Source organism: Streptococcus sp. 210928-DFI.4.42, assembly GCF_020554365.1.
Taxonomy (GTDB): domain Bacteria; phylum Bacillota; class Bacilli; order Lactobacillales; family Streptococcaceae; genus Streptococcus; species Streptococcus parasanguinis_S.
In genome coordinates this window covers 1-12005 of record NZ_JAJCHF010000034.1, presented here as the reverse complement: position 1 = coordinate 12005, position 12005 = coordinate 1, and the positions used below count along the sequence as shown (strand labels likewise).

Annotated in this window: 13 protein-coding genes; 4 read left to right on the top strand and 9 right to left on the bottom strand. The window is 42.6% G+C overall.

Annotated elements, in window-relative coordinates; genetic code table 11:
• Positions 1-77 precede the first annotated feature (77 nt).
• The gene (locus LIZ08_RS09810) at positions 78-1256 is read right to left on the bottom strand and encodes a pyridoxal phosphate-dependent aminotransferase (RefSeq protein ID WP_125826925.1); all 1179 of its coding nucleotides are present in this window, start codon (positions 1254-1256) and stop codon (positions 78-80) included.
• Between the two features lie 16 nt (positions 1257-1272).
• Positions 1273-1686, bottom strand: a complete 414-nt coding sequence (locus LIZ08_RS09805; protein WP_125826924.1) for a DUF5590 domain-containing protein — start codon at positions 1684-1686, stop codon at positions 1273-1275.
• Positions 1687-1977: 291 nt separating this feature from the next.
• Here LIZ08_RS09805 and LIZ08_RS09800 point away from each other — a divergent pair, with 291 nt between their 5' ends.
• On the top strand, positions 1978-2424 hold the full coding sequence (locus LIZ08_RS09800; protein WP_003001765.1) for a MarR family winged helix-turn-helix transcriptional regulator: 447 nt from the start codon (positions 1978-1980) through the stop codon (positions 2422-2424).
• Between the two features lie 118 nt (positions 2425-2542).
• On the opposite strand, the gene yaaA is transcribed toward LIZ08_RS09800, so the two are convergent.
• Positions 2543-3268, bottom strand: coding sequence for a peroxide stress protein YaaA (gene yaaA, locus LIZ08_RS09795; RefSeq protein WP_227038779.1), 726 nt, complete (start codon positions 3266-3268; stop codon positions 2543-2545).
• A gap of 66 nt (positions 3269-3334) precedes the next feature.
• On the opposite strand from yaaA, the gene LIZ08_RS09790 reads away from it, so the two are divergent.
• The 3 genes from LIZ08_RS09790 (at position 3335) to LIZ08_RS09780 (ending at position 5825) form a co-directional block, all read left to right on the top strand.
• Positions 3335-3835, top strand: coding sequence for a DUF1836 domain-containing protein (locus LIZ08_RS09790; protein ID WP_227038778.1), 501 nt, complete (start codon positions 3335-3337; stop codon positions 3833-3835).
• On the top strand, positions 3810-4457 hold the full coding sequence (gene trhA / locus LIZ08_RS09785) for a PAQR family membrane homeostasis protein TrhA (RefSeq protein WP_003011253.1): 648 nt from the start codon (positions 3810-3812) through the stop codon (positions 4455-4457). The genes LIZ08_RS09790 and trhA overlap by 26 nt, the downstream gene beginning before the upstream one ends.
• Before the next feature lie 63 nt (positions 4458-4520).
• On the top strand, positions 4521-5825 hold the full coding sequence (locus LIZ08_RS09780) for a PLP-dependent aminotransferase family protein (RefSeq protein ID WP_227038777.1): 1305 nt from the start codon (positions 4521-4523) through the stop codon (positions 5823-5825).
• An 18-nt stretch (positions 5826-5843) separates the two neighbouring features.
• Here LIZ08_RS09780 and LIZ08_RS09775 read toward each other — a convergent pair whose 3' ends face one another.
• From LIZ08_RS09775 to LIZ08_RS09750, 6 genes are all read right to left on the bottom strand, one after another.
• Positions 5844-6092 carry a hypothetical protein gene (locus tag LIZ08_RS09775; RefSeq protein WP_070587338.1) on the bottom strand — a complete coding sequence of 83 codons (249 nt, stop codon included), beginning with the start codon at positions 6090-6092 and terminating at the stop codon, positions 5844-5846.
• Between the two features lie 243 nt (positions 6093-6335).
• Positions 6336-8090, bottom strand: coding sequence for an ABC transporter ATP-binding protein (locus LIZ08_RS09770; RefSeq protein ID WP_227038776.1), 1755 nt, complete (start codon positions 8088-8090; stop codon positions 6336-6338).
• Positions 8077-9831 (bottom strand): ABC transporter ATP-binding protein, encoded by a 1755-nt coding sequence (locus LIZ08_RS09765; RefSeq protein ID WP_227038775.1) that lies wholly within the window; start codon positions 9829-9831, stop codon positions 8077-8079. The genes LIZ08_RS09770 and LIZ08_RS09765 overlap by 14 nt, the downstream gene beginning before the upstream one ends.
• A 1-nt stretch (position 9832) precedes the next feature.
• Positions 9833-10498 (bottom strand): MmcQ/YjbR family DNA-binding protein, encoded by a 666-nt coding sequence (locus LIZ08_RS09760; protein ID WP_227038774.1) that lies wholly within the window; start codon positions 10496-10498, stop codon positions 9833-9835.
• A 103-nt stretch (positions 10499-10601) separates the two neighbouring features.
• Complete coding sequence (locus tag LIZ08_RS09755) at positions 10602-11237, bottom strand: copper homeostasis protein CutC (protein ID WP_003001640.1); 636 nt, start codon at positions 11235-11237, stop codon at positions 10602-10604.
• Positions 11238-11258: 21 nt separating this feature from the next.
• Positions 11259-11861: a hypothetical protein gene (locus LIZ08_RS09750; RefSeq protein WP_227038773.1), complete on the bottom strand. Its 603-nt coding sequence runs from the start codon at positions 11859-11861 to the stop codon at positions 11259-11261.
• Positions 11862-12005 lie beyond the last annotated feature (144 nt).

Here is a 12005-nt window from a genome sequence, read left to right as displayed (position 1 = left end):
TAAAAACACCCCAAAAGTTAGATTTTTTCTGTCTAACTTTTGGGGTGCGGTTCATCATTACTAAGGATCTTGTAATTTTATTTTTCCATAAAGGCCTTGAGTCGGCGAACAGCTTCTTTCAAGGTATCCAAATCTGTCGCATAAGACAAGCGAACATTTTCAGGGGCACCAAAGCCAGCTCCCGTTACTAAAGCAACCTCTGCTTCTTCTAAAATTGCTGTGGTAAATTCCGTCACATCTGTATAGCCCTTCATCTCCATGGCCTTATTGACATTTGGGAAGAGATAGAAGGCTCCTTGAGGTTTGATGGCTTCAAAACCAGGTACTTCATTCAACAAAGGATAAATAGTATTCAAGCGTTCCTCAAAAGCTTGACGCATGATCTCAATAGAAGATTGGTCTCCTGTGAGGGCTTCGATTGCGGCATATTGGGAAACGGTTGTTAAGTTGGAAGTTGTTTGGCTGATCACCTTGGCCATAGCTCCGATAATCTCAGAATCTCCTACAGCAAAACCAACCCGCCAACCTGTCATAGCATAGGTTTTAGAAACTCCATTTATCACGATAGTTTGCTTGCGAATCGCTTCTGATAAGCTAGAAATGGGCGTAAAGGTATTGCCATTGTAGACCAATCGTCCATAGATATCGTCTGCCAAAATCAAGATGTCATGCTCGACAGCCCAATTTCCGATTGCTTCGAGTTCTTCTTTACTGTAGATCATCCCTGTTGGATTGGATGGCGAATTCAGCAAGACAACTTTGGTCTTGTCTGTCCGAGCTGCTTCCAGTTGCTCAACCGTTGCCTTGAAGTGATTTTCTTCTGTTGTTTGGAAAGTAACAGGTGTGCCTTCTACCATCTTGACCTGGTCTACATAAGAAACCCAGCAAGGGGTTGGAATGATGACTTCATCACCTAGATTGATGACAGAAGTAAAGAAGGCATAGAGGATAAACTTAGCACCAGTACCGACCACAACCTCATTTCGGTTCACTGCATAGCCATAAAACTCTTTCATATAGTCGCTAATGGCATCCTTCAATTCTGGAAGTCCAGATGCTACCGTATAAAAGCTAGCGCGACCATCCTCGATGGAAGCGACTGCTGCTTCTTGAATATTTTTTGGAGTCGCAAAGTCAGGTTGACCCAGGGTCAAACTTAAGATATCACGACCTTCTGCTGCCAAAGCTTTGGCACGCGCATTTGCAGCCAAGGTCACACTTTCTTCCATTTCCAATACACGATTTGATAATTTCATATTTCCTCCTCAAATCTTAAAAAACACCGGTGACTTTCCCAGTCTTGAAATCCACCACATAATAAGAGCTCCCAGCCTTGACTTCCCAGATCGGTTTGCCTTTAAAGCGTCCAAAAGTTACCCCATCAATCGCGTCCTGACTCTTCTCTTTGACGACAAAAGCTGCCTCTTTAGAACTAACTCCTTCTTTCAAAGGGTAGGTATAGACTGCATCATCCACCTGCCCTACTAAGACCGCTAGTTCTTTCCCCTCTTGGTCCTTGCCAATAAAGGAAAGATAGGCTTCTTTGCCATGAAAGAAACTCTCCGTCTCAATGCTAGCAATCGAAGAGTGAGACAGAGCTATTTTTCTTGCTTGCGCCCTTTGATCCTGCAAGCGATCTGAAGTTTTTTCAGCAAGAAATAGCCAAGAAAAAAGGACCGTCAACACTAAGATACAGATTCCTATTATATGTTGCCATATTATAAAAAGATAATTTTTCTGTTTCACTCCCTCATTATACACCAAAGCCACCTAGAATTCTATAGATTTTCAAGAAAGAATTGTTACTAATATTTCATACCTGTTACAATGTTTTAGTATAAAATTGTTTGATAAACAAAGTAAAATTAACATCTATGCTATCATTTGTTGATAGTTTAATAAATTTGTCACAATTTTGTAACTAATTTGAAAATAAAATTAAACGACAGAAATACTATTTATTGATAAAATATAGATATGGAAAATTTAAAGAGATTATTCAAAGAAGCAAACGTAGATTTAAAAACCATGATCGTCTTCCACAAGGCAGAACGATTGATCCGTGCGTCTGAGGCTCATATCTTTAAAAAGCACCAGTTGACACCAACTCAATTCTCTGTACTTGAAACCTTGTACAGTAAAGGCGATCTCCGCATTCAAGATCTGATTGACAGCATTCTTGCGACCTCTGGAAATATGACTGTGGTTATTCGCAATATGGTCCGAGATGGTTGGATTACACGCGAAACCGATCCAGAAGACCGCCGTGCTTATCTTGTATCTATTACAGATGCCGGTCGTAAAAAGATCGAAGAAGCTCTTCCAGATCATATCAAGAATATTCAACGCTTGATGCAAGTCTTTAATAGTGGCGAGCAAGCTGAGTTGACAGAACTCTTGAAGAAATTCAAACATATCGCCTAAGCCTACTGCTCAAGACGATTCTGACTCCAAAATCCTCTATTTTGGAGTTTTCATCGTGCATTCTCTTTATCTAACAGATCAAAAAAATATTCCTGACGCTTCTCAGGAATATTTTTATTTATTCTTTCACAAAGATCCATTCCTTCTCTTGCGATAAATCCTCACGATAAAAGAAACCTGCTACTTCTAATGATTTCAGATCTTCTAGCTGGGTGATTTCTTCCTTCATCATAGCTGTCACCATGGCCCCACGTGCTTTTTTTGAAATCGTCGAGTGAATCTTCAGTGTCCCACCACGATTCTCCATGAATTTGATCCGAATCATTCGCTCACGAATGGCTTTTGAAAAGACCTGTTCAAACTCAGAAGACAAAAGGGATAAGATCTGCTCCTCACCTTCTACTACCTGATCATAGTCCTCTTTCCAGAATGCCTTTAGAGATTTTCCAGCTGGTTTTAGCTTCATCATAAAATCCAAGCGATGGGGCGCAATCCCTTCATAGGCCGGGATAACTCCATAAAGGGCAGTGGTGATCAACAAATGTTCCTGAAGATAGGCCTGCTCTTTTTCGGATAAGTCTTGACGCTCGATACTACGATACATAAGGCCATCAAACAATTCCAAAGCAGGATAGGTTTTAGCACTCCCAGCTAACAGAGCCTCAATTCTTTCCTTTTCTACTAGGGCTCTTTCCTCTGAGATCCCGTAAAAGGTCGCTAATTCTTCTAGGGAGAATTGCTTCAAAGCTTGGAGGATGGTTTTTGTGTTCTCTGACAAGGGTTGGGGCTCGACGATACGAGCCTGTTCGTTCAGTTCTTTAGCGGATGGAATTAATAGTTTCATAGGTCTATTGTACCATATTTTTTAAATTTTCTTGACAGGAGTTTTTATAAATGTTATTATCTAGTTATGAAAACTAGATTTAAGAAAGGTGAAGATTTCGTGACCACTTTTTCCTATCCAACGTGGGAGCAACTACCTGAGCTAGATCTCTATCTCGATCAGGTTCTACTTTATGTCAATAAAACCTGTGCACCTTTCCTCCCTTCTTCAGATAAGGGCTTGACGGCTGCCATGATCAACAATTACGTAAAACATGGCTATGTCGAAAAACCAGATAAGAAGAAATACCAGCGTAGACAGGTGGCTCGCTTGATCGCTATTACAACCTTAAAAACGGTCTTTTCTATTCAGGAGATCGCTTCTACCTTAAATTTCTTGCAGGACCAGGCGAGTTCAGATCTTCTCTATAATAGCTTTGTCGCTTATCTCAATGAGCAAAAAGAGCCGATCGCTCCCATCATTCGCTCTGCCTGTCAGACGGTTCAACTTTATCTTGAAACCCTATCTTACATTCAACCAGCAAAAACGGAGGAAGAAACTAATGAATTACACCATGAAACTAAGTAAAAAATTATCCTTTGGAGAAGAGATCGCCAATAGCGTAACCCATGCTGTTGGCGCCCTCCTCATGTTGATCTTACTTCCGATCTCAGCAGTCTATAGCTTTGAGCAACACGGTCTCCTCAGTGCTTTTGGGACTTCTATCTTTGTGATCAGCCTCTTTTTGATGTTTCTGTCTTCGACCGTCTACCATGCTATGTCTTACGATTCACCTCAAAAGTATGTGCTTCGTATTATCGACCATTCCATGATTTACATTGCGATCGCAGGTAGTTACACACCGGTCGTCCTCACCTTGATGAACAACTGGATGGGCTACAGCATTATCTTGATCCAATGGGGGACCACCATCTTTGGTATTCTCTACAAAATCTTTGCCAAAAAAGTCAATGAAAAGTTCAGTCTCGCTCTTTACTTGATCATGGGCTGGTTGGTCATCTTTATTATTCCCCAAATCGTTAGCCAAACCAATCCGATCTTCTGGGGTCTCATGCTCATGGGCGGTCTGTGCTACACGGTTGGAGCTGGCTTTTATGCTAAGAAAAAACCATACTTCCACATGATTTGGCACCTCTTCATCCTGGCAGCTTCTGCTCTTCAGTATTTAGCCATCGTTTACTTTATGTAATACGCTCACCACTCTTCGGAGTGGTTTTTTTGTGATTTTTTCTGTACAATAGAAAAAAACTGTATGGGGACAGTCAGGATGAAGACGAGCAAATACCAACAAATTATTCATGTACTAAAAAAAGCCATTCAAGATGGAGAACTGGAAACTGGAGAGAAAATTCCCTCCGTTCGCCAGTTAGCTAGTCAATTTTCTTGTAGTAAGGACACAGTGCAACGGGCCTTGCTGGACTTGACTTACCAGCACTTCCTCTATGCTAAGCCTCAAAGTGGCTACTATGTTTTGGAGCAAGAACCTAATCGACATGAGGATCTTCCACTAAAATTAGAGAAAGACCGCAACCAGGCTTTTGAGGACTTCCGGACCTGTATCAATGAAACCTTGATTGGACGGGAGAATTATCTCTTCAACAACTTTTCGGACCAAGCAGGCTTACTCGAAGTACGTCAATCGATTCAAGGCTTATTGAAGGAAGAAGGTATTTATACGACTGCGGATCAGATTGTTTTGACTGCTGGTACCCAGCAGGCGCTCAATATCCTCAGCCAGATTGACTTTCCCAATAAAAAATCGCAGATCTTGATCGAGCAACCGACTTATCATCGGATGAACCAACTCTTAGATTCGCAGCGACTTGCCTACCGTACCATTCAACGTAATTTAACGGGGATTGATCTCGAGGAACTTGAAGAGATTTTCAAAAGTGGCCATATCAAATTCTTCTACACGATCCCTCGTTTTCACTATCCGCTTGGTCATAGCTATTCGACCAAGCAGAAAGAAGCGATCTTGCAACTAGCTGACCAATATGATGTCTACCTTGTTGAGGATGACTATCTTGGAGATCTTGATGGCAGCAATGCTCCATCTTTTCATTATTTGGATCAAAAGGACCGAGTCATCTATATCAAATCTTTTTCGACCAATCTCTTTTCTGCTCTTCGTATCACTTCCATGATTCTTCCCCAAGACCTTCTAAAGCCAGTCTTGACCTATAAGACGATTCTGGACTATGATAGCAATCTGATCATGCAAAAGGCTTTGAGTCTCTACATTGATAACGGTATGTATCTGACCAATAAAAAGCGACTCTTAGCCAGAAAAAAAGAAGAAGAAGCCAGTCTAAAGACCTTGATGGCCCAGTCTCCTCTTCTTCCTCATCTGACCCTGACCCACGATGGGATCCTTTTAGAACTCAGCCAAGTTCAATCCCTTGCTGCCTTAAAACACAGTGGACTTCCGCTTGATTTCTTTGAAGCAGCCTACATCGCTTCTTGTCCTTATCAACTCGCCAAGATCAAATCGGCAGATGTGACCAATGTTTTACCAAAGCTTACGCCTTTTTTTGAAAGAGAAACCCTCATATAGACTATACGAGGGTCTTTCTTATTTCTTCAATTGCTCATAAACAAGTTTGGCATTTTGAAGGCCGATCCGATAATCGAGGCGGATCAGGCGAATCGCTTCCATCTCTGGTTCTTTGAGGTACTTCTCTCTTTGTTCCTTGGAAATACTACCTGGTTTTAGAAGATAATGAGTAAATTGATTTCTGACTCTATTGAGCTCAACTTGAAGGGTGAAGTAGAGTCCAAATAAGACAATCACAACTCCCATCATGATCAGATCGTTTGACATGGTGTATGCTCCCTTTTTCTGTTCTTTTCTTTATTTTACAGCTTTCAAGCAAGAAAAACAAGAGGCTGGGACAAAAGTCCTAGCCTCTTGTTTTTGGATTGTCGAGCAAGACGCAGTGGTTGAGTGGGCTCTACTACGCTGTTTTCATCAGCTTTTACAGCCCTACTCAACTGTGCGGAGGTGGGACGACGAAATCGAATTCTAACGAATTACCGATTTCTGTCCCACTCTCCTTGTTTGTCCTTATTTCATCATACCAGCCTGGAGATCATACATTTTCTTATACGTTCCTCCTAGAGCAATGAGTTGATCGTGATTGCCTGATTCGATGATTTTTCCTTTATCGAGAACATAGATGCAATCGGCATCTTGGATGGTAGAAAGACGATGGGCAATGGCAATGGTTGTCCGCCCTTGGCGCATCTTCTTCAGAGAGTTTTGGATCATCTCTTCCGTCTCTTGGTCGATATTGGCAGTGGCCTCATCCAAAATGAGGATCTTAGGCTGAGCAGCAATGGTCCGGGCAAAAGCCAGAAGCTGACGCTGACCGGTCGATAAGGTAGAACCCCGCTCTGTTACCGGATGATCATAGCCACCAGGTAGACTCTCAATAAAGTCTGCTACATCCACAAATGCAGCTGCTTGTCGGATTTCCTCATCTGTCAGTTCTTCATGATACATTCGGATATTAGAAGCAATGGTTCCATGATAGAGGAAGGGTTCCTGCAACACTAGACCAATGGACTTGCGCAAGGCTTCCTGGCTATAGTCCTTGATATCCTGTCCATCAATCAAGATCTGGCCACGATCAAATTCATAAAAGCGCATGAAGAGATTGATAATAGAGGATTTACCAGAACCAGTATGACCAACAAAAGCGATGGTTTGTCCGTTTTTGACCTCAAAGGAGATATCTTTTAGGACATCCCGTTTGCCATCATAAGAAAAAGATACATGGTCAAAGCGAATATCTCCCCGCTCGATTTCTTTCAGGCTACCAGCTTGCTTGGGCTCATAGTCGTCTCGATCCATCATCTCAAAGACACGCGCTGCTGAAATGGTAGAGGTCTGCAAGGTTGCAAAATTTTGAGTGACATCAATCAAGGGCTGGAAAAGCTGGCTAACATACTGGATAAAGGCATAGATAAGACCTGCTGTAAAGCCAGAGGACTGCCAATTTAGGCCGAAAAAGGTTAGAATAACCGCATAAGCCAGAACCTGTAACAGGGTCATAGCTGGCCTCAAAAAGAGGGAATTGACATCCACAGATCGGTTGGCGTAATCCAAATGTTCCCCATTAATCTGTTCGAATTCATCCGTCAAGCGCTTTTCTTGACGAAAGGCCTGCACGATCCGCATTCCTTCAATGGATTCCGATAATTTTACATTGATATCTGATAATTTTTGTCGGGTCATCTTGACCAAGCGATTGGATAACTTGCGATAGAGACGGATGGAAAACCAAATAATGGGAAGAAAAGGCAGGATCCAAATGGTCAAATGCCAGTCCAAACTAAACATGGTTACCAGGGTGACTAGAAAGAGTAAAAAGGATGAAACCAGGCTTGAAAAGACCGTAGAAAACATATCTGCGACTGCCTGTGTATCATTGGTCACACGCGAGACAATCGAACCTGCTGCTGTCTGGTCATAAAAGGACATGCCCAGTCTTTGAAGATTTTTGAAAATATCTAGACGGATATCTCTTACGATGGAATTGGATACACACGCAAAGGTTAACTGGCTCAGGTAAGTTGCCAGCACACGCCCAATGAATAACCCATAGTAGAGAATCAAAAACTGAAAAGCTGTCAGTACTGGAGAGCCGGCTTCTGTTGGATCCACTAGGTGGTCAATATACCAGCGAGCTGCAAGTGGGATCGCCGTCAATAACAGACTAGTTAGGAAGGTAAAGGCTAAGGCTAGGGCTGTTAGCCATTTATAACGCCACATGTAAGTCAAGAGCCGCTTCATCACATGAGCTTCAGATGTTTTCATTCAGCTTTCCCTCCATTTCTTCTGATAATTGTTGGGCTTGGTAGGTTTCATAGTACCAACCTTTTTGAGCCATTAATTCCTCGTGATTTCCTCGCTCCTTGATCTGTCCATTCTCCATTACTAGAATCAAATCCGCATGAACGATCGCTGATAGGCGGTGGGCTGTAATGATCGTTGTTTTCCCCTTGCGTTCTAGCTTCATATTTTCAATGATTTGGTGCTCCGTTTTAGCATCTACTGCAGACAGGGAATCATCCAGAATCAAGATCTCAGGATTCATGACCAATGCTCGACTCATGGCAATTCTTTGCTTTTGCCCGCCAGAAAGAGAGACCCCTCTCTCTCCTAACACTGTCTCCATCTGGTCTGGCATGACCAGAATATCCTCATAGACTCCACAAGTTCTCAGAGCCTTCATTACCTCTTCTTCCTCGATCTGTGGATCTGAAAAAGCTACATTCTCACGAATGGTCATGGCAAAAAGGATCTGATCCTGAGGGACATAGCCGATCAAGCTTCGAAGATCCTCTAAGCGATAATGTTTGATGGAGATTCCATTGAGCAAAATATCTCCCTGCTCCAAGTCATGCTCTCTAAGCAAGAGACGCAACAAGGTAGTCTTTCCAGATCCAGTTGGTCCTACAATTCCAAGGGTTTGCCCTTTTTCTAAATGAAAGGCAACCTTCTCAAGGACAGGCTCTTTCTCATAGGCGAATTCTTCAATGTCATATTCCAAATCTCCGTTTTGAATGACTGTAACTGGTTGACTTGGATCTTGGATATCAGGTGTTTCTGCTAAAAGTGTCTCAATCCGATCATAGGAGACGCTAGCACGCTGACTAATATTAAACAAGAAGCCCATGGCTTGAAGGGGCCAGACGAGCATATTGAGATAGGTAATAAAGGTTACGATTTGTCCAACCGTCAGGCTTCCTTCCTGAACAAATAGCCCCCCGAAGTAGAGCGTCAAAACATAGGAGAGACCGACAAAAAGAAGAGTAGTCGGATCAAACAAAGCATTGTAACCGACTGAAGTCATATTTTTTGAAAAGACCATCTGATTGGTTTTTTCAAAAGCCTGAATCTCATCTGCCTGAAAGCCAAAGGATTTGGTCACTTTGACTCCTGATACTGATTCCTGAACAAAGTTGTTCAGCTCTGAGAAGCCTTCTTGGGCCTCTTTGAAGGCTTTGTGGTTTTTGCGTCCAATGGCGGAAGTCACTACCACCATAACCGGTAGAGGCAAAATAGCTAAGAGGGTTAAGCGCCAATCAATCATGAAAAACATGCTGACTAGGGTCACCAAGGCGGTCACAGAAGCATCCACTGCAGACATAACCCCGCCACCAGCAAACATGGTTACCGCATTAATATCATTAGTAGCATGGGCCATGAGATCACCTGTCCGATAACGCTGATAAAAAGACGGAGACATGAGCGTAAATTGCTGAAACAAACGGTAACGCAAGATCCGAGCCAACTTATTGGCCGTCCCAAAAATATAGCGTCTCCAAACAAAACGAAGGCCATACATGGCTAGAGCTGAGAGGACCAAAAGGGCAATATCCATAACTAACTGCCCCAGTGTCAGCTTTCTTTTATCGATCAAATCGATCACAAGGCCCATGATTCTTGGAGGAATGAGATTTAAAAAGCTAACCAAGATCAAGGCCCCTATCCCGATCAAGTATCGCTTCTTCTCTAAATTAAAAAACCAAGATAATTTCCTCAACAGATTCATCTTATTTCCCCTTTTTTGTGAGTTGCCAACTACTATCCACTAGAGCAAACAAGTCCTCATCAGTAATTGTTTCATCTAGAGGGATACTCACCCAATATTTTTTATTCATATGAAAAGCTGGATAAATCCCCTTCTGCTGGATGAAACGGGCTACTTGATCAGACTTAACATTCAAAACTTCTATTTTCCCAGACTTGCCAGCATCTAGTTTTTTCCAATCAATGGTCATAAAGACACCATACCACTTGAGGGTGTCTCGGTGGCGAATGGCACCAGATTCTGGAGATCTCTCCCACAAATACTCAATCGTTCCCTGATAGTACAGAGAGATATAGGCCATGAGACGCTTGGCTTGAGGATAGAGAAATTTCTCTACCTCAAAACAAGCTTGGCGAATCCTTGCAAGACTTTCCTGACAAGCTTCTCTGACTTGGCCAACGAAATTTCCTTGTAGCTGTTCCTGATGGATCTGGATATACTCGTCCCCTGTATCCTGATCATAGACCTGAAAAGATATCTTCTGGTCGCAGACACGGACCTTTAAGAGAAAAGAGTCCGATAAGACGGGACACTGGTACTCATAGCCTGCCCCTCTCTTTTCAAATCCAAAAGCCAATCCCTTTTCTGGCTGAAAGGTGTATCGGTCAAAATAATGCTCTAAAAACATTTTCTCTCCCTTATTCATTTTTGCACTAGAAGAGGCTGGAAACAACGTCTCCAACCTTGATAACGGATCTTCAAAACTACTTCAAGCAGTGATCGTTTCTTTTTTAAAACACGATGCGCGTGCCATGCAGTTGACAAACGCCCAATTGCTCTAAAAAGAGCTGACGATTATCAAGGGTCACACCCCCACCTGGCAGGATCTGAATCTTTCCCTTAGCCGCATCTAATAAACGATGATAGTGTGCAAAACGTTGCTCTAGTGTGGTACCTGGACTTCCAGCTCGTGTTAAAATACGGGCCACACCCTGATCAGAAAGCCACTCAATCGCTTCTAGCTGATCTGTATGAGCTAACTCATCAAAGGCCATATGAAAGACAACCTCTGCCTCTCCACAGGCTGCTAGTAAAAGCTGCATGACCCTCTGGTCCAACTTTCGATCGCTCGTCAGAGCACCCAGCACAAAAGAAGTAACCCCTATTTCTTTCGCAGCCCGAATATCCGTCAGCATAGCTTCGACTTCCAGATCAGTGTAGACAAAATCGCCACCACGGGGTCGGATAATGACACATAGATCCACAGACTTCTCTCTTGTCAGTTTGATTGCTTCATTGATCACACCAATACTCGGTGTGGTTCCGCCTACTGCCAGATTGTCGCACAGTTCAATGCGACCTGCCCCAGCAGCAATCGCCTTATCAATAAAAGTTAAATTTTCTGCACAAAATTCAAAGACAAGCATGACAACTCCATTTTCAAAGACTTAAAACAAGGATATACTAACTGTTACCTTCGCATTGCCATTTTCCACTCTCGCTTTTGAGATACTATAGCCTGCTTGAGGGATCTCAAGGGTGATTTGATCACCATTCACTGTAAAGCCGCCTCCATTTTGATTGGATTGATCCTTCAAATAGTTGAGAACCAAGAATTTTGGAATGGGCATTTTCCCTAATTTAGCACCGGTCACAGTCAAATTCATGACATTGTTTTCGACTTGACCGGTCATGGTTAAATCTAGATAGCTATCAACTGGCCCTAATGATACAGGAACTTTGACGTGAAGGTCATTGCCATCCATTCCTAGTGCCATCTTTTGATAGTCAGAATTGTCAAGGGCGGATCCAGCACTTGTTTTTACGACCTGACTTAATTGTACAGAATTGAGACTTAGCTCAGTTGAGAGTCCTTCCGTGCTCACAGAGGCGTTTGAAACAGCATTTTGAGCCAGCTCAATCAAAGAACTCCCTGCCTGCACATTTCTCAGCTGCTCCCCTTCAGGAATAGTTCCAGGAACCAACAAGATCACTAATAAAATCAATAAAACGATCACCATGCCAATCAGGCGTCTTATCCACTTAAACATCTGCTCCTCCAATACGTGAAAAGTTGTATTCTTATTGTACCTTAATTCTAAAGAAATTGCGACTAAGAGGGGCCTTTACAAAGCAAAAGAGAGCGTGGGACAGAAATCGGTAATTCGTTAGAATTCGATTTCGTCGTCCCACCT